General features: G+C 49.9%; 22 protein-coding genes. 10 read left to right on the top strand and 12 right to left on the bottom strand.

Annotated features, from left to right (window positions below; all coding sequences use genetic code 11):
• Positions 1 to 2: 2 nt before the first annotated feature.
• The 7 genes from IPG22_23095 to IPG22_23065 form a co-directional block, all read right to left on the bottom strand.
• A complete protein-coding gene (locus tag IPG22_23095) occupies positions 3 to 752 on the bottom strand; it encodes a hypothetical protein (GenBank protein MBK6591153.1) in 750 nt (249 codons plus the stop codon).
• Positions 749 to 1,783, bottom strand: a complete 1,035-nt coding sequence (locus tag IPG22_23090; GenBank protein ID MBK6591152.1) for an AAA family ATPase — start codon at positions 1,781 to 1,783, stop codon at positions 749 to 751. Before IPG22_23090 ends, IPG22_23095 begins: the two co-directional genes overlap by 4 nt.
• 49 nt (positions 1,784 to 1,832) lie before the next feature.
• Positions 1,833 to 2,522 carry a hypothetical protein gene (locus IPG22_23085; GenBank protein ID MBK6591151.1) on the bottom strand — a complete coding sequence of 230 codons (690 nt, stop codon included), beginning with the start codon at positions 2,520 to 2,522 and terminating at the stop codon, positions 1,833 to 1,835.
• A gap of 131 nt (positions 2,523 to 2,653) precedes the next feature.
• Positions 2,654 to 3,172 carry a hypothetical protein gene (locus tag IPG22_23080; protein ID MBK6591150.1) on the bottom strand — a complete coding sequence of 173 codons (519 nt, stop codon included), beginning with the start codon at positions 3,170 to 3,172 and terminating at the stop codon, positions 2,654 to 2,656.
• 12 nt (positions 3,173 to 3,184) lie between these two features.
• A complete protein-coding gene (locus IPG22_23075) occupies positions 3,185 to 4,462 on the bottom strand; it encodes a hypothetical protein (protein ID MBK6591149.1) in 1,278 nt (425 codons plus the stop codon).
• 20 nt (positions 4,463 to 4,482) lie between these two features.
• Positions 4,483 to 5,277, bottom strand: a complete 795-nt coding sequence (locus IPG22_23070; GenBank protein ID MBK6591148.1) for a hypothetical protein — start codon at positions 5,275 to 5,277, stop codon at positions 4,483 to 4,485.
• Positions 5,278 to 5,430: 153 nt separating this feature from the next.
• Positions 5,431 to 6,369 (bottom strand): lytic transglycosylase domain-containing protein, encoded by a 939-nt coding sequence (locus tag IPG22_23065; GenBank protein ID MBK6591147.1) that lies wholly within the window; start codon positions 6,367 to 6,369, stop codon positions 5,431 to 5,433.
• A 57-nt stretch (positions 6,370 to 6,426) separates the two neighbouring features.
• Here IPG22_23065 and IPG22_23060 point away from each other — a divergent pair, with 57 nt between their 5' ends.
• From IPG22_23060 to IPG22_23040, 5 genes are read left to right on the top strand one after another with little or no spacing between them, the layout of a single operon-like run.
• Positions 6,427 to 6,768: a hypothetical protein gene (locus IPG22_23060; protein MBK6591146.1), complete on the top strand. Its 342-nt coding sequence runs from the start codon at positions 6,427 to 6,429 to the stop codon at positions 6,766 to 6,768.
• A gap of 12 nt (positions 6,769 to 6,780) precedes the next feature.
• Complete coding sequence (locus IPG22_23055) at positions 6,781 to 7,116, top strand: hypothetical protein (GenBank protein MBK6591145.1); 336 nt, start codon at positions 6,781 to 6,783, stop codon at positions 7,114 to 7,116.
• 2 nt (positions 7,117 to 7,118) lie between these two features.
• Entirely contained in the window at positions 7,119 to 9,986 is a 2,868-nt protein-coding gene (locus tag IPG22_23050; protein ID MBK6591144.1) for a hypothetical protein, read from the top strand.
• Positions 9,983 to 10,915, top strand: coding sequence for a hypothetical protein (locus IPG22_23045; GenBank protein MBK6591143.1), 933 nt, complete (start codon positions 9,983 to 9,985; stop codon positions 10,913 to 10,915). The genes IPG22_23050 and IPG22_23045 overlap by 4 nt, the downstream gene beginning before the upstream one ends.
• A 35-nt stretch (positions 10,916 to 10,950) precedes the next feature.
• Entirely contained in the window at positions 10,951 to 13,185 is a 2,235-nt protein-coding gene (locus IPG22_23040) for a hypothetical protein (protein ID MBK6591142.1), read from the top strand.
• 18 nt (positions 13,186 to 13,203) lie between these two features.
• Here IPG22_23040 and IPG22_23035 read toward each other — a convergent pair whose 3' ends face one another.
• The 3 genes from IPG22_23035 to IPG22_23025 are packed head-to-tail and all read right to left on the bottom strand — an operon-like array spanning position 13,204 to position 14,985.
• The gene (locus IPG22_23035; GenBank protein ID MBK6591141.1) at positions 13,204 to 13,980 is read right to left on the bottom strand and encodes an ImmA/IrrE family metallo-endopeptidase; all 777 of its coding nucleotides are present in this window, start codon (positions 13,978 to 13,980) and stop codon (positions 13,204 to 13,206) included.
• Positions 13,981 to 13,982: 2 nt separating this feature from the next.
• The gene (locus tag IPG22_23030; protein ID MBK6591140.1) at positions 13,983 to 14,387 is read right to left on the bottom strand and encodes a hypothetical protein; all 405 of its coding nucleotides are present in this window, start codon (positions 14,385 to 14,387) and stop codon (positions 13,983 to 13,985) included.
• A gap of 7 nt (positions 14,388 to 14,394) precedes the next feature.
• Complete coding sequence (locus tag IPG22_23025; GenBank protein MBK6591139.1) at positions 14,395 to 14,985, bottom strand: sigma-70 family RNA polymerase sigma factor; 591 nt, start codon at positions 14,983 to 14,985, stop codon at positions 14,395 to 14,397.
• A gap of 157 nt (positions 14,986 to 15,142) precedes the next feature.
• Between IPG22_23025 and IPG22_23020 the strand changes: the two genes are divergently transcribed.
• Genes IPG22_23020 through IPG22_23010 form a run of 3 tightly spaced genes read left to right on the top strand, consistent with a single transcriptional unit; the run spans position 15,143 to position 16,986 of the window.
• Positions 15,143 to 15,433 (top strand): multiubiquitin domain-containing protein, encoded by a 291-nt coding sequence (locus IPG22_23020; protein ID MBK6591138.1) that lies wholly within the window; start codon positions 15,143 to 15,145, stop codon positions 15,431 to 15,433.
• The gene (locus IPG22_23015) at positions 15,408 to 16,598 is read left to right on the top strand and encodes a ThiF family adenylyltransferase (protein ID MBK6591137.1); all 1,191 of its coding nucleotides are present in this window, start codon (positions 15,408 to 15,410) and stop codon (positions 16,596 to 16,598) included. The genes IPG22_23020 and IPG22_23015 overlap by 26 nt, the downstream gene beginning before the upstream one ends.
• A complete protein-coding gene (locus IPG22_23010) occupies positions 16,579 to 16,986 on the top strand; it encodes a hypothetical protein (GenBank protein ID MBK6591136.1) in 408 nt (135 codons plus the stop codon). Before IPG22_23015 ends, IPG22_23010 begins: the two co-directional genes overlap by 20 nt.
• A 40-nt stretch (positions 16,987 to 17,026) precedes the next feature.
• Here IPG22_23010 and IPG22_23005 read toward each other — a convergent pair whose 3' ends face one another.
• Together IPG22_23005 and IPG22_23000 are read right to left on the bottom strand one after the other, a co-directional pair.
• Positions 17,027 to 17,872: a nucleotidyl transferase AbiEii/AbiGii toxin family protein gene (locus IPG22_23005; GenBank protein MBK6591135.1), complete on the bottom strand. Its 846-nt coding sequence runs from the start codon at positions 17,870 to 17,872 to the stop codon at positions 17,027 to 17,029.
• Complete coding sequence (locus IPG22_23000; GenBank protein MBK6591134.1) at positions 17,869 to 18,441, bottom strand: type IV toxin-antitoxin system AbiEi family antitoxin domain-containing protein; 573 nt, start codon at positions 18,439 to 18,441, stop codon at positions 17,869 to 17,871. The genes IPG22_23005 and IPG22_23000 overlap by 4 nt, the downstream gene beginning before the upstream one ends.
• Before the next feature lie 572 nt (positions 18,442 to 19,013).
• Here IPG22_23000 and IPG22_22995 point away from each other — a divergent pair.
• Together IPG22_22995 and IPG22_22990 are read left to right on the top strand one after the other, a co-directional pair.
• Positions 19,014 to 19,730, top strand: coding sequence for a hypothetical protein (locus tag IPG22_22995; protein ID MBK6591133.1), 717 nt, complete (start codon positions 19,014 to 19,016; stop codon positions 19,728 to 19,730).
• Between the two features lie 26 nt (positions 19,731 to 19,756).
• Positions 19,757 to 20,728 (top strand): SAM-dependent DNA methyltransferase, encoded by a 972-nt coding sequence (locus IPG22_22990; GenBank protein MBK6591132.1) that lies wholly within the window; start codon positions 19,757 to 19,759, stop codon positions 20,726 to 20,728.
• Positions 20,729 to 20,733 lie beyond the last annotated feature (5 nt).

Raw genomic sequence — 20,733 nt, 5'->3', positions numbered from 1 at the left:
ACCTATAGTGCATTTAGTAAAAAAGCACTTTGCTCCTTAAGCGAATCGATGGTCGCGGAGTTAAGCGACATCACATCTCCCCGCCAGTGCCGGATCTTCCATCCTGAGGCACTCAGTTGTTCCGTGGTCGATAGAGCGGCCGGGATTGCTTTATCGCGGAGAGCTTCAAAGTAAAGAACTGTGTTAGGTTCGCTTTGCGGCAGCGGAAATCGGAAAAGCAGTTGAGAGCCTTGATCAGATCTCGGGATAGCGAGAACTTCAAATGAAAGAGGTTCGCGCCGATATGCGATTTGGAATGTGCTCTGTTCGGAAACAATGGTCCCATTCTTAGAGTGAATACCAGGCGGTAGTAGGCGAGCCCTCTCAAGATGTCTCGTAATCTCTGCAACACTGCCCGGCAGTTTCCCGGTTTCCGTATTCAAGGACAACACCGACAACGAGACCGCCATCCCCAATGCGGAGGCTTCCCTCAGTCTTACAGCGCTGTCATACTCCGGGCCGGAAAAAGGGTTTTTTATTTGCGATTCGGCCGTCGACGAATGCTGTTCAGGTTCACTGCCGCGAGTTTCGATAAATCTGACTTGGGCCGCTTCGTTCTGAGGCGATAGGATTCTGAAAGTTCCGTATATTCCGACAAAGCAAAGGACTACTAGAACGCCAACCTGGCGCGAAAGATCGACTGTTTGGCTGATCGTTCCGAGCCTTTTTTTGATCCTCGAATACAGACCCAATTTGCTTTCTGATTTATTCATATTGAAGAACCGGATAGTTGCGGCCACCGAAGCTTCCAATTGGAATCTCGTGAGGCAAGCCACGAATCGATATCCGGGTGGAAAGCGTTAATCATCGCGAGAAGATAGTCGAGCTGAAGAGTGAGCAGTTCTCGGGATGAACCCGTCTTTACGAAATAACAGAAATACCGAACAAGGCTTTTCGGATTCAGCGATTCGATCGAGTCCCGCTCGAATGCGGCAACTATGTCGATCGATTCACGAACGCTCGGATGATCCTCCAAACCCGCGATGCCGCGAACGGCATCGATCAGCTTGGTTGTGAGAGCCAACTGGACTGATGTGGCGTTTCTGTTTCTCGTGGATAAGATCTCAAGTTCCTTCTCCAGTGACGGGCTTGAGAAACGGCTATAGACGTGTCTCGAAATAAACGGCGAACTGAGTTTATGTCGAAGATCGTTTGAGGTCGTGATAACTATAGGTCTTGACTGCCAATCGGAAATGCCGATGGTTCCGCCTTCGTATCGGGGAATGTAGATGAGTCCGCGTTCGAGCGGCATAAGAAGGGAATCTTCTATGCTCGCTCCAAATTTATCGCTTTCATCAAGGATCAAGACCGGCGGCGGTTTTCTTGGAGTGCTAGATGCAGCGATTGCTGCAAGGTCATAGGCCATTCCAACTTCACCAAGAATCAGAAATCGGCGCTGCCATTTAGATCGCCGAGCGTTGTCGAGAAACCCGGCCTGCTCTTCGACTGGCAGCCGTTTTGCGAGAGCAAGGTGTTCTCTCATCCAAACTTCCTGCTCCTCGCCGTCCCAGTCATAAAGGATCTCTTCCTGCTTCAAACCATCCCGACCGGCCACGACGCACGTAGAAAGATTGCAGGCTGCAGCTAGTGCTTCCGGAAAAGCAGTCTTTCCGCTGCCTCTTGTTCCCGATATCAGCCATGCACGACCGGATTTTAAGCTTTCGCAAAAATCCTCGAATACTGGTTCATCGGGTACATATCCGTTGCGAGCCATCAGATCAAATAGATCGGCTTCACGTCCCATTGATACGAGTTTCCGGGGGTTTATCTGAGGTCGGCTTTTGTCAAAAGGATCATTCCTTATCTGCTCCCGTCGCTGTGGCGGTCATTGATGTTGTCGGTTCGGGCAGTTGGGTCACAAGAACGTACCCGCTGGTTCCTGCTAAAACTTCCAGGAATGTGTCCTCGCGTTCGGTTCCAAATAGTGACTCGCTGGTGTCCTCGGACAGCCTTTCCGATCCACGACGAAGCGGTTCGGAAAGGACAATAGTTCCACCTGAACGGAATGAACCGACCGAGCCCAATATCGACCCGGCAGTTTCCTTCAAGCCCCGAAAGAATCGCGCCCATTTTCCGGTGATCCTCTTCCTGTTTCCCTTGATGCCGGAAGCACCGTCTGTTCCCATAAGTTCACCGCTGAATTTCACCAGTTCACCAGAGGCCGGATCGATAAGCCCGACAATATTGACGAAAGCTCGGACGGATTCGCCGCCTCGCAGATTGCCAATAAGCATTGTGCCCGCACGGTATGAGTATCCCTTGCCTTCAATCGGCTGCGTCAGCTCCATGCGAACGACACCGCCAGAACTTCTGAGTGTGTAAATAGCTCCAATCAGTCGGACGGGAAGCAACGTCCCGAAAGGTATCTGGCCACTGCTCTTTGCCTTCTTAGGATCGGTAGCGAGATTTCCCGAAGATGCATTTTGAACAGGAGTCGCGTCATTTCTTGCTTTGGTTATTCCGAAGAAAAGCGATCGACCCACAGGCTCGATAGATGTATTCGGCTGTGTGAGTTGAGGGCCATTTCACACGCGGCCGATCGTCTTTGTTCCTAGTTTCCGAAGTTTCGTCCCGGGGCCTGTTTGTTTCCTGGGACGAGATACTAGTGCCGATATTAGTGGGCGGGGCTCCTCCAGATCGTGAGTCTGCCATAGAAACGATATCGCCGGGTCGGCCGGCGTTTGTTTCGGGTTTCCTCAACCGTCATTATCTCGGGCGTCTGGTTAGCTACAGAGTCTTTGCTAATACTGGGTTCTTTAGAGGCGACCATCGTTAGAGCCGCTTTGAGCTTTTCATCCTCAGTCATCGGAGCAGACAACGTATCTTTCTCGCCGGTGCGGTTCACGGAATGTGGTTTCTGCGTGGCGAAGAATCCCATACCGAAAAACCAGGTAATAGCTACCCCCATCAGAAAAAGAAATACTGTGAAAGCAGCGACGCTTTTTAGTACTTTTTCGGTTCGCGAGCCTCTGGGCTTCGAATCAGTTTCAGGAGCCAGGTCGTCGGAGTCCACCTCCTCATCTTCCGGTTCGTCGGGTTGATTTTCAAGAAGAAGATTTTCACGATCCTCATCTGCTTCGATGTCAGGTAAGGCGGTTGGAATTTCTGCGGCATTGGTTGATAAGGTTTGCATCGAATTCCTCCTTTATTTTGATCCGTTTAGAGCGGCTGAGATCGGGGCGTCGGCGGCATTGCTCTGGGCTACGACAACTCTGATCTTTTGATTGGTTCCGAGAGTCGGTGCTTTATAGACCAACGCATGAAAAGTCGTCGAACCCGGCAGGAGAAGTCCTTCAAATGCGGTTGTTTCCAGATACCGTATATCGAGTTTTGAGCTCAGAAGGCTGTTGCCGTCCTTGTCGAGCGTCTGTATCTGAAGTTCCGGGTTGCCTTGTACGAGCCTGAGGTTGGATGTTGTAGAGTTTCGAATGCCGATGATAACCAGCCGGTTCTCGGCATCCAGGTCCGTAATTCGCGTCAGTGAGAGTTCTAACCCGTGTAGCTGAGGTGTCCAAGTTCCGAGGTGTTTCTTGGGATCGCGAAGGACATCCGCGAGGCGCTTGTTCGAGGTTTTCGATATTTCGGAATCGGTCATTGCTCGCTTTGAACTGACGCGTTTTGTGTCGGGCAGATCCGTGAACGCGGCTTTGGCAATGGATGCTTTGTCGGAGTTCGGAGAATCCGAACTTCCCGCTTCTGCGACTTGAGCCACCCCGACGAGTTTCGATACTGCGCGCGAGTTGATCGGTGAAGAGCTGGTTACTTCGCCGCCAAGATTGAATGCGAGGCCCGCAATTTTTCGTGCCGACACAACAGCATCCCTGTCATATGTGATAACGCAGCGGTGTGCGTTCTTTTTAAGCTCACTAACGGGAACGAGTTCAAGGATGAGAACGAGACCGGATCGCATCTGAAGGCTGATCGCGGCCGAGGTTCCTCCGTCTTTCGATGGAACGAATCCTTCCCCCGGATAGATCGTTATCGACCGGTCAGTTTCCTTGGTAGGAGATTGAAATACGGATGCAAGCTTTGGGTTGCCCTCGTGTATGTAGTAGATCCCATCTGACGCAGGGAACTCCACAATTGTGACCGCATTTTGAGCAAGCCCGAGACGCACGATGGTCGGTTGCTTTGGATTGACCGTCACATTTGCTTCTCCCGAAAGAAAATCGGATTGCGGGGCGTTAACAACCGCCACGGGTTGAGCTCCAACGGGAGCAACGGAAATATTTACGGCTTTTTCGGCGATGTCCGACTTAGACTCGTGCGAGACGGGCCGGACAACCTTTTTTGGTTTCGGTTTGTTTGCGGACTTACGAATCTGAGCCTCAGCATTTCCGGAAGTCACGGCGAGCACGACAAGTGCGACTCCCAGCAACTTCAAAAAGTATTCAGCGGGTTTATATGTTCTTGGGTTTTTCATGGATAAATTTAGGTTCCTCGTTACTTGCCGCCAGGTGTTTCGCCAACGGGTTGATTTTGTGGAGATGTTTCCTCAGCATCTCCGATGAGTGTTATAGGCGAGACAGTCTTGCCATTTACGGGTTCGACCCGAAAGCGAAGGATCGTGAATCCCGTTCTCAGGTTGTTGTCATTGCGTATCGGTGCCGACGGACTGTCTTTAAGAAGGAATTTGCATTTGAGCTGAACGGACTCTTCCACGTCCTGGCCTGAGGCTTTTCGTCGTATCTTTCGCGTGCCGATCGCACGGAGAATGTATGGATCGCTTTCATCCACCGACAGATCTTGAAGTTCCCAGGAAGAATTCACGCTTTCTGTCTTTTCGGCAGCAAGGACGCCATTCTGCTTTAGTCGAGTGGCCATCGCCATCGAAAGATCGGGGTCGAGCATTCGGAGCAGTTTGTTGACTTGTGCCTCACGCGTCGTTTGTTCGACTTCGTAGAGCGCGGTAAGAAATTCCTTTACCAGATACTTTTTGTCCGTAGATGTTGGGGTGTCTTGTTCGATGCTGACAGTTTCCGTTGAACCGTAGTCGCGATTGTTTAGCTCTACAACTCGCCCACTGGATTTATCAACGACTATACGATCAGCCTTTCTGAAGATCAGAAACATATTTACGCAGCCGCTTAGAACAAGAGCAAACAACAACACCCCAAGGATCTTCAGGAGAGAGGCGATGGTTACGATGTCGTCCGGATCGCGGGTGAGATATGTAAGAGCATCAGCCGGGCTGCTCAATGCATCAGGTGATTCGATTTTGGTTTCATTTGCTTTCATAGGATTTATGTCTCGGTAGGGCTAATGGCAAAACCAGTGCCAAACGCGAAATAGCCAAACTTTTGCGGGTTCGCTCTTACAGCATTCTTGACCGGTGGAAAAATTTGCCGAACGGTGCGAAAGTCGTCCACGATTGAGTCGAAAATTCGCCGACTACTTACTTGGGTGTGAAATCTGGAGTGTGCCCGCAAAGGTTGACCGGGCGCGTTGAGCTGAATTTGTTGGAAGTGCCGGGTCAACAATGACGGGGCCGAAATCTAGTTCTGGGAGATGGTTTGAACTGCTGGAAGACATAACGCTTCGTTTACCGGTTCGCGGATCGTAGAACACCGATATAGCTTGGCTTCCTTTAACCTCAACTATTTTTGATAGCCCTTCTTTTCGAGCGTTTTGTTCGGGTCTGAATGTATTTGTGGGCACGCCCAGCCGTCCTTGCCGCTGAAGCCAACGATAAACCTCCACACCTTGCGTGACATATCCAACCGTCTCTTTGTACGGCGGGACACCGTTGGGCATTCGTCTCCTTGAGGCATTGATAACTCTTCCATTTACCCTTAATTCGCGGCCATGCAGGTAGGCTGAAACAGTTCCTTCGCCAGCGTTATATGCTGCCAAAACAGACTCGAGTTTCCCGTCAAATAGGCGTCCCAGATACTTCACGTACTTGGCTGCCGCTCGCAGTGAGGATGTTGGTTCATACGGATTAGCTAACCCAAATCGGGCAGCCGTCGCTGGCATGAACTGCATAAGCCCCTGAGCATTTTTCGGGCTCGTCAGCCATGGACGGAAGCGTGTCTCGTTATAGGCGATCGTCCACAGAATTAAAGGATCGACACCTTCACTTCTTGCCGCCTTTTCGATGGTCGGCTCGAACAATCTTGCTCTTGAAAGCACATCCATTCGGGCAAGTGAAGTCCGAGAAATTGTTTGTGTTTCCTGAGAGGCAACTGTCAGAGGAAATACAAAGCCAAGCACTGATAAAAATGTGATCGAGTAGATGGTTCGTTTTTTCATGTTGTCGGTTATGGCAACCGATGTGCCAGCGACATTTTTCGCCGTGCGGCACGACCCTTGCAAAGCGAGTGAAATCATTGACGTTTTCCCATTGCTTTCGGCAACGTCAAGGAAATCTATCTAGTGAGGACGATTATGAAAAAATTACTGACACGGACCAAGGGCTTGGCATCGGCGATGGCTCCGCTCGGCCTGATCTTACTTTTTACAAACCTGAGTTCGGCCCAAGGCCCGATCTTCACCGGCGACGCGAGCAATCTTTCCAACATCATCCGCGAATCGCTCAAACTCATGGCGATCATTCTGTTTTGTCTTGGAGCGGTCGGCGTCGCCTGGTCGATCTACAACAAAATGACCGGAAAGGAATGGGGCAACCAAGCGTTCGGTTCGATTCTTTCGTTTGCCTTCGGAACGATAGTCGCGGTGTTCTGGCAGCTTGCTCAAGGCCGTACTGTCGGAGTCGATACCAATTTCTAAGGAGGCAGCCAGATGAGAAGACGCGCAACGCGGCCTAATGTTTTTCGCGGCTTGAAACGGTTTGGAGTTTATTCGACCGACTGGAAGTTTATCTTCATTCCCACGGGTATCGCTTATCTCGTTCCGTTCGTTTTAGGTCTGTGGGTCGGTTATGTGCCGCTGGGCTTTCCGCTGGGACTGTTCGTGTTTCTGATTCTTCTGGGAGTCTTTAACTACCTGCGACTGAGCAAGCCGACCTATTGGCTTTCTCAGAAGTTCGACGCGGAGATCGACAGATGGGCGACCTTTCGACCGCCTCTGCGAGGGGATCTAAAGCCAGCCGACTGGAAAGCACCTAAAAGGAAATAGACATGGACACAGCAAACCTATCATTCACACAGATCGCCATTTCATTCTTCGGAGGGCTTCTTTCCGTGGGACTCGGTCTTACAGCAGGCTGGAGAATCTTGCCTGCTCTTAAGTTCCACAGAAGTCGTCCGAAGGACTTGCCACAACGGAGCCATGCGAAAACGCAGGTAGCGGCCGAGCAAGCGGGACGACTGTTTCCTACCGAAATAGCCGGACTTGATGGAAATATCATACGCTACAAAGACGGCAGTTTCGGAAAGGCATTTGTTTTCGAACCCGTGAATAGCCTTTACATCGACGGAAACGTCACTGAACAACGGATCGAGGAACTGAAAACTATCCTGAAATTCGAGAAACCGAAGGATACGATCATTCAGTTTAGGTTCGTGAATTCGCTGGATACGGGTGAAGTTCTTCGAGACCATCTGTCATCACGAGATTCGGCTACATCCGATCCGGTAGCGGGAGTTCTCCAGGCTACCAATCTGTCGCTCCATGAGGAAGCAATCAGATCAGGCGAAGTCATGCGCCAGACCGCTACTGTCTGGATTCGCGTTCCGGTCAGAGACCCGAACGATAAGGGCGTGTTGTCCCATCTCCTGCCATCGCTTGTAAAGGATGCAAAGGACTATGGCATCACACGACTCCTCCGATCTCCCCTTGTAAGGATAAGAAATCGCGAAAGTGAATTGATGGTGCGAAGGGAGGTGCAAAGTGAAGCCGCGTGCAAACTCAAAGCGTCACGGGTCTTTCAGTCATTCGAAGCTAACTTTCCGCGAAATCTACAGCTTCGAGAGATGAACCGGACCGAGATCTTCGAATCGCTCTTTACGAGCCATCGCCGTGAGCACGGTTCATTCCCAAATCTTACAAACTCAGCTTGCGTCGATCTGAGGAGATATCTTTGCAGCACGGATATCGAGAGCACACGCGAGCAGTATGTGCGGCACAGCGGTACTCCCGTGAGTCTCGTCAGTCTGAAAACACTGCCAAATGGCTTTGTGACCGCAGATATCATGCGTTATCTGACTGCGACGAGGGCTTTAGGATTTCCGCACGAGATCGTCGTCGATTTGATGACGACTGAAAAGCAGGTGGCCAAAAAAGACCTTCAAAAACGCATCGACCGGATCGAAGGCAGTCGCAACACCTGGCTCGGTTTCAGAAATCTCAAGAAGGACGCGGTCGTGATCAAGGCCGACCTTGAGAACCTTCTCGAACAGGTGGAAGGCGACAATGAAGAGATCTGTAATCTTCGCTTGAACGTCATAGTATTTGCTGCCCGGTCGAAAGGAGCAAAGGAGGCACGGCGGCAGCTTGAGATCCTGGACGACCGATGTGACGCAGTTGTTTCAGCGATCCGAAAGAAGATCGGCGCCGATGCTATGCGGGAAGACGCAGTGAGGCAACGCGCGATCTATCGGCGAATGCTTGCCGGCGAACTTTCTTGGAAGCCAACAGGTCAGGAACTTTCGGAGACGGCTGATTCGGTTATTTCGTTTGTTCCGACAGAAACGAGTTGGCGGGGAAGCCGGCGACCGCACAGCATCTTTACAACTCCGAACGGGCAGATGTTCGGCCTCGATCTTTACGACCGAGCCCTGATCAAGTCTCCGACAGTCATCGTCACCGCAGCGTCCGGTGAAGGTAAATCATTCCTGGCTTCGATGCTGATCACGGATATCAGGGCGCATCGCGGCAACGTAAAGGTTCGGGTGATGGACTACCGGCATTCTTTCAAGCCCATATGTCGGCTTTTTGGCGGCCGTCATATCGAGTTCAACGAAGCAGACCCGAAACCGATCAATATCTGGAACTATCCGGGTATCGAAAAAGGAATTCGACCGACAAAACGTCAGATTTCAATGGTGTTGATGGACATCCTCATTCTTAGCAAGACGGCAAGGACAGATGCGATCACGAGTGCTATTGCCGCCACTGTTATCGATGAGGTTTATAAGATGTCGCTGGCCCGCAACGGAGACGGCAGGCCGAAATTCCAGCCAACGCTTGGGCATTTTCTGGATGTTCTTAAGACCTATCACTGGGAGCCTGCCCAACAGGGCCAGGCGAGCGAGCTTTACTTGAAACTAAATGTTCACCGAAAAGACCCGTGGCTGAACTCCCCAACCCATTCGGATTATGACGTTCCGTCAATGTTCGACGTTTTCGAGCTCTCCGGAATTAGCGGCCTCGACGAAAAGATCCGTGAGAGTGTCGGATTCAGAATAAGCGCCCAGATCATGCAAGAGATAGGCGAAGAAGACGAGCGGAAGCAAAAAACACCGATCCTATTTCTCTGCGACGAAATGCGCGAGATCAACAAACACTTTCCGGCGATTCAGGAACTCATCGCCGAGGCATCAGTGACCGGCCGTAAAGAAGGCCTTGTTACAGTCCTCTTCTCGCAGGCCTACGAGCATTTTACGGGAACGTCAGAGCGTCCGAATGAGATCGGAATAGACCTGGTAAAAAACTCCGGCGTAAAGATGATCGGCAAACAGATCGGCGGCTTCGACCGCTTGGCCGTTGACTGCGAGCTGGCACCTGAGACCGTTGCAGCGATCCGTGCGATCAGAAATCAATACGGAAGATACACCCAGTGGGTTTTCGTTATCGGCAGCGGAGCGGACAAGATTGTCCAGATGGCCGAAATTCGGCTATCGCCCGCGATGCTTTGGGCTAATACGAACGACACGAACGAGGCGAATGCGCGAAGACTAGTCGAGAGTATTCGTCCCGACCTGCCGCCAGAGATAGTCGTGTCTTGGCTGGCCTCAAAATACCCGAGCGGATTGACCGCCGTCGGACTCACAGAAATATCTTCTTTTGACCTGAATGAATTGAACGGTTTGGAGGTATCAGCATGATCGGAAGTAACGAAACAATAAGACAGATCGTTCTCGGAGTAGTTCTTTCTTCGATCTTCATCGGGATCGACGTTCGCCCGGCCCGGGCACAGTGGACTGTATTCGATCCGTCACAGTACATTCTCCAAGTTGAGAAGAGGGTCGAAGAGGCGGCCCGGTGGCTCGAGACCATCAACCACTATATCGACACCTATGAACAAGCGGTCAAGCAGTACGAAAAGATGGTTGAAAGCGTAACTAATCTGCGAGGAATTCTCGGTAAGGTTGAAGAGCAAGTCATGCGGCACAAGCAGCTGATAACTACCTACGCAACTATCGGACGGCTGATACGCGGAACCTTCGAACTTAAGAAACGAATCGAGGCGACGATAACCAGCCAAATTCATTCGGTGGTCAATATTGCAAGACGCCTTAAGAACGGCATCTTCGATATGGACGCAAACAAGCGTGACCTTGATGATTTTCTTCGGCATTCGATCGGACGAAGTGCTGATGCCCACCTCAAAAATCTCGAACGCCTTGCAAAACTCGATTCTGAACTCGAACGGATGCTCTTTGACCGCGAAAACATGCTTCTCGATCTCGCCAAACTTTATGAAGAACGAGAGAAGATCGCTGATGAAACACGAGCGATAGAGGCTAATCCAGCTGCCAATCGGGACGGGGTTCAATCACTGATAGACCAAATGCTGGCGATCAATCTCCGCATATCAACGGTCGAGGGCCAACTGCGCGAACTCGAAGCGAAGATCCAGGCAAAATTCATTGCCTACGGCCTAAAGATCGAACAGATGACAGAATTCGGGAAAGAGATTCGCCGAAGCACTGAGATGATGACTGGTATCACACGAGCCTCGGACGAGTTTCTGCGCGAATTAGAACGCTATGAAGTGTGGAATGAGGACGTCTATGAAAGCCCTCTTCCTTAATCGCCAAAAAGATCAGAAATAAAACAAACAAAGCCATGAAAAACGTGACCTCTTTTCGCCACGCTTTAGCGACAGCTCTATTCATTCTTGCCTACTTCCTCTCGCCATACCTCCTCGCCCCGAAAGCGGCCGGGCAAACCCGGCCGCGCCCTCCTCGTGTCGAAGGCCAGACTCCGGTAGGAACAATGAACGGGCAGCCTGTGACGGCCAATGACCTGATAATGACGATCAACTCCGATTCTCCGTTTATGCCGCCGCTCGACGGAAGTCCGGCACCGGCACTTCGTGAATTCGAGAATAGATACCCCGCGAACCCCGTAGCGAGTCCCTCTCCCGGCCCGGTGATTCCGCCAAAAACTCCCGCCCCGAGTTTTAGCGAGCAGATCAAGAACCTCATGCGGACTGGACAGGAATGGCTATTTCAATCCGTTCTAAACACCATCATTAAGCCGCTCATGCCGATCCTTACATTTCTAGCATGGATCATAGCGAGTCTTGTTTTTATCTTCGCGTTCATCCGCCGGTTTCACGACAATCGCGGACTTGGACCGGAGCAACTTGTTGCCTGGGCGATCCGTTCGATCATCTTCATGGTTTTGATCGGCGCGAGCCCATTCATCATCGACGGTCTAACGATAACAGGCAAGTTCTTCGCGCGGCCAATTCGCGCCTACAACCGTTCACTCGTTACTGAATTTGACGACAAGATGAAAAAGTACGTGAAAGCAAACTTTGCCGTCGAAGATCCCAACGAATTGCTTGCAGAACGTCTTCCGAACGGGGAACCGGGCCTCGTTGGCATCATCATGGATAAGGAATCATCCGTGAAAGACATTACAGGTGAACTCAACATACTCGGATGGGATATGCCCCGAATGTTTACCTTTATGGTGATCGGGCAGAACATCATAAAGTTCGGCGGATTGTTTCTTGCGATCGCCGGCCTGTTTATATTGATCGGCCTGAAGTTGGCGGCTCCTGTGTTGGCTGCTTTCGGCTTTGACGAGAAGTTCGCGGCTCAGATGTTCTATCCATTCTGTTGGGGCGTTGCGACGTTCGCGCTGGCCTTTCCGATGGTGAAGGAAGTGACTCTCTATGTTTGCTATGCCCTTGGCGTTCTCGCTCTTTCTATTTACAACGGTGAGGCAACGTTCTCACTTGATCCCGTAACCGCGAAGATCATAACAAACGGTGCTTACGACCCGGCTTCAAGTGCACTGATCGTCACGGCATTGTTCTTCGTCTCCAGCCTATGCTTCATTCTGGTTCCGTGGCTCAGTTACAGAGTTCTGCGAGGACAGGTTTATGAAGGCGTTTCTCAGATCTCCATGGGCTGGATGCTTTCGAGTATAGGAACTGCGCTTGAAACATACGGACTGGTTGCAGGGGCCGCCATCAATCGGCAGGCCGAAAACACCCAAATTCAAGGAATCTACAATGCGGAGCAGACGGCCGCAAGAAAATCCTTGGAAGCCGCAAACCAATCAACGGACGCTCGTTTGGTCTCTTCCGTTGCCGGAGTCGAGGGCGGCCTTACCACTAGTTTGGGACAGATCCGGGCAAATCAGGTGACGCAGACTTTGCTTGCCGAGGCGAGCAAGAACTATGGACTCAGCAGTAGTGCAGCAGCAACTAAGCGCGAGATCGCGGGAACGTTAGCGGAGGCTCAAGGAACTAAAGAAGCTCGAACAATCGATGGAATGAAGGAAGTCGAACTGCGCGGTCAGGGCAACCTTGAACGGTTCGGGATGAAGACATATGAATTTACGCCAGGCGGCTCGTCGATCGCCGGAACGTCTGTCCCGATACGCACAGGGCAGGAACTCTTCGACTGGTCGAGGAATAAGCATCCGATTCAAGAAGTGAACAAGCAGATGGACTCCACCACTCGCAGTAACATCGCCCTTCAGAACAACAACACCGGCATCGTCGCGGACACGAAGGTAGAGGCGAGCAATGTCTATCAGGGTGAGATCAACCAAGCGCTCGAAACGCAGGCTACACAAAGCAAACAGGCTTTCAATACCGGCAGTTCGATCGCTTCGTCGAGTACCAGACAAGGTGCCGGAATTCAGCTTTCAGGAATTCGTCGTTCGGCCGACATGGAGAAAGTATCAAACCAGCTAAACTTTGACGGCCGCACCGAAGCCGCCTCAATAAATCAGACAGAGGCGATGGAGGCTGCGCGTTTGCGAATGGTCTCATCAGTCGTCACGGGGTTCTTCAGAGATATGGACCGTCGATTGGAGGAAATGAAGCCTAAGTACTGAAGAGCTTGGGACATTGACTCAGAATTCGATGGTGAGAATCGAAAGCACAGCATTGTAATATGGGAGAAATAGCGAATCTTCCCAAAGCGTAGGCTTATCACTATCATTGTCGAGACTTAACCAAACGTCCGCTTCTACTTCGCCCTCGGCCGCCGGATGGGAATGATCCAAGAAAAGGCGACCGGAGCAGGAGTTCTGGTCTAGTCGTGTCTTGGGAATGAACGGCCAAAAAGAGTCGTTCTTATGCGTCCACTCAATGTGATTATTAGTGCTCCAGACTAATGCGCACGCCTCATCGGTTACGTCGACGCATTTAATTGCTGTTGCCGTGAGAGAGGTTTGGTATTTGTTCGCAATTTCTTGCGCCAGGGCAAGGGTTGCCTTCCGGTGGTTAACAATTTCATACAGCCTCCTAGCCGGAAGCAATAGTTCTGAGGCAAACCGATTGGCCGAAACCTCCTTTTGGCGTGAGACGTGTGCTTGCCAAGAATTGATGTCCTTTGCAGTACAGGAACAATCAGCCGTGCCATGACCTGGTAGAACGAAATGGCCAATCTCGTGAGCCACGGTAAAAGCCTTTTTACCAGACTCACGTATCGTTTCGCGTACCGCGACGACACCCTTTAACTTATTTGGGACGCGAATCAGAGCGCCATCGAAAGTCTGAGAAGGCACTTCACGAACTTTTAAGCCAATCATCTGGGCAAATGAGTTAACATCTCCAACCCTTGGCATTTCGAAGTAACCCAGTAACTCCGTTGCGTATTCTTCCGGCGTTCGTTCAAGGGAACCCATAGTTATTCACAATCATCTTCAAGTTCTTTTGCCAACCCGTCTAGAATATTCTTATCCGCAATGGGCAGTTCGCCTTCGGATCGATTTCGGAATGAATAAACGGGCTTCGGAAACGCCGTCGAGATGGTGTTCATCATCGCGTTTATGTAATCCTTTGGCTTGATCGAGCTTAGATCCTTTTCCTTTTCATATTTGACGACATTCGCAAGTATCCGCCGAAGGTTGTGTGCTTCCTTGCTATCCTCCGAGAGTTCTCCGAGCGTGGCTCTGACGGTCTTCTTTAATTCAGTCGTGAGAGAATCAACGTCAACTGAATAGAGGCTCAGAATCGCACGTGCTGAATCTTCGTCAAGATCCTCATCTTTTCCAATCATTGCGTCGATAAATTCTTCATTTTTTTTCAACATAACTGAGTTACCTAGCATTTGATGCGCTTTCCGCCATTGATGTTTCCGCATGAAATCGATATCTAAGACGGGCGGTTCGTTTTGTGACTTCTTCCGGAGTGATTCGTAGCAAGCTGGCGATGTCTTCACGCGTGACCGGAGCCGACTGCTCAACGGCTATCATCGCGGCAGCGTCGATCACTTCTTTGGCTTCTTCGTCATCGTTGGCATACTTATAAAATTTCTTCGCAAGGTCGGCGATGGTTACAGCCTTGGAACCGTTATGGTCAACCGATCGGTCTCGAAACTCCTCGTCCTCTACATCGTCGGACGTTGTATATGCGCTGTTTTTTGTAACGATGTCCAAAAAATCGTTTTTCATGATCCTGATGATTAGAGCGAAGCATTTGTCCTCCGTGTCAGCGTCATATTTCGGCAAGTTTGCGTATAGCGTAGTAACCGCATCGTTGACAAGATCCCCGGGCGATTTGCCAACGCCTTTAAGTACCGCATCTGATCCTGCGAGAAGTCCTTGTTTGCGAAATAGGTTATATGCTACGCCGAGTGCCCGTAGCAGTACTGAATCCCAGTTTATAGAAGGTAAAGGCTTATCTTTCATGGGTCACCTATATTATAAAGCGATCTATCCAAGCAAGAATGTGGAAAAAGAAAATATTTCTTTTATACCTAATTTTCTTTGCCTGATTCGCTTATCAAGTGTGGACGTAGAATCTACACCACATTCGGATTTTGAATAAGGCGAGGTTTAGTAAAAGATGCAAGAAAAAATAGAAAAAGACGATGTACAAGAAGGAGTCACGGACAATGACCGCGATTTTATATTGATAGTGAACGGTGAGAAGAAGCGATATGACGAAAGGAAGATCTCTTTTCGGCAGGTTGTGGAACTCGCATTTGGCCGCGATGCCAATACGGACAAAACTTATTACACCGTTACGTACAAGAACGGACCCGACGAGAATCCTAGCGGAACAATGGTCGCCGGACAATCGGTAAAAGTGAAAAGGGGGATGATCTTCAATGTCACACCAACTGGTCAATCGTAGTCCGGATCTCAAGCAATTGAGAGACGAAGGCTTTGAAGTTGAGGTAAGGGACGCCTTTCTGCTAGTCAGCGGCGTTCCCTACGTCAATCAGGCAAGGCAGGTTAAGCGTGGCACACTCGTTTCTGAATTGACGCTTGCGGACAATCGAACGGTCACGCCTGGAACGCATGTCATAAACTTCATAGGCGAATATCCGTGTACAATGGACGGCGCCGAGATCGCACAGATTCGTCACAATAGTTCCCCTCAGACGCTCACGAACGGATTAACGGTAAATCATTCCTTTTCGAACAAGCCGTCTGGTGGATATCAGAATTATTATGAGAAAGTAACGCGATACGTCGATATCATCGCGTCGAACGCTCAGGCTCTCGATCCGAATGCGACCGCGCGTACTTTCAAGGTGATCGAGACAAAAAAGTCTGCCGACGAGATATTCAAGTACCTTGATACAAATTCAAGTCGAGCTGGAATCGACGTAATTGCTTCGAAACTTGAGAATCAAAGAATAGCGATCGTCGGCCTCGGTGGCACAGGAAGTTATGTGATGGACTTTGTCGCGAAGACGCGGGTGAAAGAAATCCATTTGTTTGACGGTGATCGATTTCTTCAACATAACGCATTCAGATCTCCCGGAGCAGCTTCATCTGGAGAACTGCGCCGCCAATTTTTCAAGGTCCAGTATCTAAAAATGAAATATCGGCGAATGAGAGACGGCATTGTAGCCCGGCCCTGTTTCATCAATACGTCTAACGTAAATGAGCTTTCTACTTTTGATTTTGTATTTATCTGCGTGGATAGATCGGATGCAAAGCGAATAATCGTCGCGATGTTAGAAGAGACTAAGATTCCGTTTGTCGATGTCGGAATGGGGCTGACGATTGTCAATGATTCGTTGATCGGAATCGTTCGAACCACTACGAGCACGACAGAGATGCGGAACCATATTCATGACAACGGGCGAATCAATTTGGCGGATAATCAAGAAGAAGACGGAGTGTACGAGTCAAACATACAGATTGCCGAATTAAACGCCCTAAATGCAGCCTTCGCGGTCATAAAGTGGAAAAAAATATTCGGGTTCTATCAGGATCTTGAGATGGAGTACCACAGTACATATTCCCTTAATGTAAACGACGTGAACAATGATGATTTTGGAAACTAAGTTTGTAGAATTCGTCCCGTCTGAGTTAAAAGAAGGGTTTCTTTACATCTCCGTGGAATACGGGACGGTTGTGCATCTGTGTGCCTGTGGCTGCGGAAACAAGGTGGTGACGCCACTAACGCCGACCGATTGGAAAATGACATATGACGGTGAAACGGTTTCATTGAATCCCTCTGTCGGTAGCTGGAACCTGTTGTGTAAATCTCATTACTGGATCGAGGCAAACGAAGTCGTTTGGGCGGAGAGCTGGTCGAACGAACAGATCGAAGCTGGGAGAAATGCTGAGAAACTGGCGAAAATAGACCACTATGGGGAATCTGTCCAAAAAGGTCCTTCCGAAGAGAAACAGCAAGGCTGGTGGTCGCGAATAAAGAGCTGGTTTCAGTAGGAACTGCCTTCGACTGGGACGGCTTAGGCCAGACTGGTGTCTAAAATGAAATTTCCATTTCGTTAATTAATGTAACCACGGTTTCAAAAGTCGCCTGAAACTTTGGCTTGTTGGGGACTGATGCGGTTGCGCTTCTCCAGCCTCGTTCAAGGCTTTTTGTATCCTTAGACTTCAAGACCGTCGAGAAACTCTTTGGCAACTTGGTTTCTCGAAATCCAAAGCAACGTTTTAGTGCCTGTGCCAAGATGCCGGCATCGGCTTTTGGTAGGAGGAACGCCAGATCGTAAACATCTTTTGAACGCGAGTTAATGTCTCCGTGCGAAATTGGCGCGTGCATCTTCTCAGCAACTATTGTTTCCACCGGATAGACCTGCCAACTCAGATTGCTGTCCGGAATGATCAACGAACTCGTTTCTGTCGACATCGGGCCGGGCGTTACGGGATCACCTATGCCTACGTCAAAGTGGACGACCTGTGCCTTGTTAAGATTTTTTAGAATCTCTCCAATTCCGGCGCGGTAGGTCTGTCGGATGCCGCCGTATTCGCCTTGTGTCGCCAGATCAACCTGGTCTTCGAACCGAAACCAAACACCGTCGTCCAAATCTGTCTCGGCGTTTCGTTTGGAGAGTTCTAGGATCGATTCGACATCTGCCTTTACAACCAGGGCATCGACATCAACCGTGTATCGGGCTGAGTTATAGACTTTAAGTCCAACAAATCCACCTTTGAAGACAAGATGTTTTTGAAGTTCTGCGTCAGCTGTCAACCGTGCAACCAGCCGTTCGAGAATGAACGCCGTTTCCAGATTCTGAAACGGCACACCGTTCTCAACACTTAGGTTAATGAGCTTTTGTCTTATGGACGTTCCTTTCGCCTTTGTGGTCATGGCACGATGACCTCCAGATATTTGGCGAGTACCGATTCAAGCTCAAGTTCTTTTGCCGCTTTTGCAAGTTTTGCTTCCGTAGTTTTTCTTGTTGCAAGAGCTTCTCTGGCTGCCTTTATGGCCGTTCGTTCACCGATCTTTGTGATGAATTTTAGAGCTTCTAGGACCGCCCGTTCGACTGTGACGATTCGATAGCCCTTTTCATCCACGATCTGTTTGTCGAGCCTCGTTTTTGTTCGAATCAGCTTATAACCGGTTTCTCGGGTTCGTTTCTCCGGAGGAACCATTACCCATATTTCTCCCGGCACTTGTTCGGCAAGATTGTAATGATATAGAGCTGTAAGCCCACCAATTGCCGAACCCGGCCCGAACTTTGAATACGCGATTTGGAATCCTACATCTTTATCCAGCGAGGCCTTCGGATGGAGGTAGATTCCGCGGCCGAGCCGAACGAGGTCATTTGCAGCGACAAGCCGGGATATGTCTTGCTGACTAATTCCCACGGACTTACCTTGAGCCAGTGTGAAGACCCCGAGTTTTCTGATTTGTGGCTGCTGTCGCTTATCCATCATTAAAAGGATGCGGTGGAAAGTGACATTTGTCAATAGATAATGTCGCAATACACCATATCCCTGATCGGTTCAGTTGAGCTAAAGTCATTATTCAAATATTTGGCGTTGAAGAAGATGACGCTAAAAAACCAAAAAAGCGGTTGGAAAGCAGCCGAATCAAAATGATAACTGGATACCAACGAGTATCGAGAAGGACTCCGTGCCGAATTTGCGGAAAACCGGACTGGTGCAGTACTACCAAGGATCACAATATCGCGTTCTGTGCCCGCTCCGCGACAAACGCCGACAGACTTAGCATCAAAGGTTGGGGCATCTTTTATTACGAACGTCGAAGCCCATTCCGAGTCGGATATATTCAGCCACAAAGGCAACTTTCGCGCTCAAAATCAACTTCCGTAGCCTCCGTTGAAACCAGAAATAGGATCTATCAGAGACTCATAAAGCTTTCGCCACTGCCTGAAAACATCAATAGACTTTACGGTAACGAATGGGTAACAAAACAAGGTGAGGAATTTGGACGCTTCGGATTGCTTCCAAAATCAGTTATCGAGAGACACTATCTGGTTCGATTGCTTATCGAGTCACTTGTAAAAGAAAAAGGAACTATTACAACTTTCAAAGGTATTCCAGGATTTTGGCAGGGATTGAACGGACGGCTACGAATGGGGAGTGATTTCGACTATGATGACGATCTACTTCTGATTCCGTTCTTAGATTCGAATGGTTTGATTCAGGCTTGCCAGATTAGAGCTATTGGAAGGGCTAAGAATACATTCGGAAAATACCAATGGCTCTCGTCGAGCGGAAAGCGTGAAGGGTGTAGTTCTGGCACACCGCTTCATCACGAAGGCTCAGTAGGGTTCAGAGGGACGACGACTAAGACGGTGCTTGTTACGGAGGGTGTCCTGAAAGCTGCCACGGCTCAGCATTTCATGCCTGATCGATATGTCGTCGCCAATGGCGGAGTTGCAACGTCGCATCAGGAAATTGTTAAAACGGCACGGCAAAAGATTCTGGAAATCGCCTTCGACGCAGATTGCTTCACAAATCCACACGTGGCGAGAGCACTGGCCTCACTGATCGCATTACGCAGGCGGGAGCAGCAGTTCTTGTCCTGCGACAAACCTACAAAAATTCTCGCGTGGGACACACGTTTCAAAGGAATTCATGATGCTCTGATCGCTGGAACCGCTCTTAAATATCTGGAAGTGTCCGATTGGCTTGGATCGCTCACGCCTGAATGTTTCGACGAGGCCAGCCATCAACTCGCCGGAATCTTGCCATAAGAAATTAGCGGCTGGCAGTTCACGTCATGAGCGAGCCAACAGTTCCCCCAACCTCATTCAAAGATCTCATCGAACAAGTTGCAGGGATTATTGATAGCGGACGAAAGATCTGCAACAAGGAACTTATTGAGATCTGCAAGGGGGCCGGAGTCTTTGATTCAAACATCGATGTACATATCTACCACGAGATTGCTGAAACAGCGTTGAACCTACTCATTCTGAAAAAGTACGGACGCGATCTGCTAGCATCAACGGATCCAAGCGAAGCAGTTTTGACTGTCTTAAGGCCTTTACAAAAACAGCTTCCCACGCAGACTTGGCGAAGTGAAACTCAGATCGCCTATCAACAGTTCTCGACGCCGGTTCCTATTGCGTATCTAGCCGCCAATCTTCTGAACATCCGGCCTGATGAAACAGTCCTCGAACCATCTTGTGGTACCGGTTGTCTTGCGGTTTGGGCGTTTGCTGCCGGAGCCAAAGTAATAACTAACGAGATTGACCCCAGGAGAAGAAGGGCGGCCTCGGCGTTGGGGTTCGAGCCATATTCTGTCGATGCAGAGTTCATCGACGATCTTCTTCCTGGGCATCTACTCCCTGACATCGTTCTCGCTAATCCGCCATTCTCTTCGACCGGCGGCCGTGTGAAAAATAACAGTCTCGACTTCGGGTTTCGTCATATCGAATCAGCTTTACGAAGGCTAAAGAAAGGCGGACGATTCGCGGTGATACTGGGTGAGAACGGTTCGCCGAGATCCCGCAATGGAAATCGGTTCTGGCAATATATCTCCCCTGAAATACAGGTAAGAGCATCAATTGAACTCCCCGGGCGGGAATTTTACAGTAACGGCACGAGCGTCAAGACGACGCTCATTCTCGGTACAAAACCGCTTCCGATCGATACGCCTTTAGGTTCCGAACTGACATCGGCTCCGCATGTTGTTGCTCGCTGCGTCGAGGACGCGTTTGAACAAGCCCTATCGCTAAATTTCCGTTTTTGACCAAT

This window comes from Acidobacteriota bacterium, assembly GCA_016703965.1.
Classification (GTDB): domain Bacteria; phylum Acidobacteriota; class Blastocatellia; order Pyrinomonadales; family Pyrinomonadaceae; genus OLB17.
The sequence above is the reverse complement of the archived record's forward strand: the minus strand, read 5'-3'. Positions and strand labels throughout refer to the sequence as shown.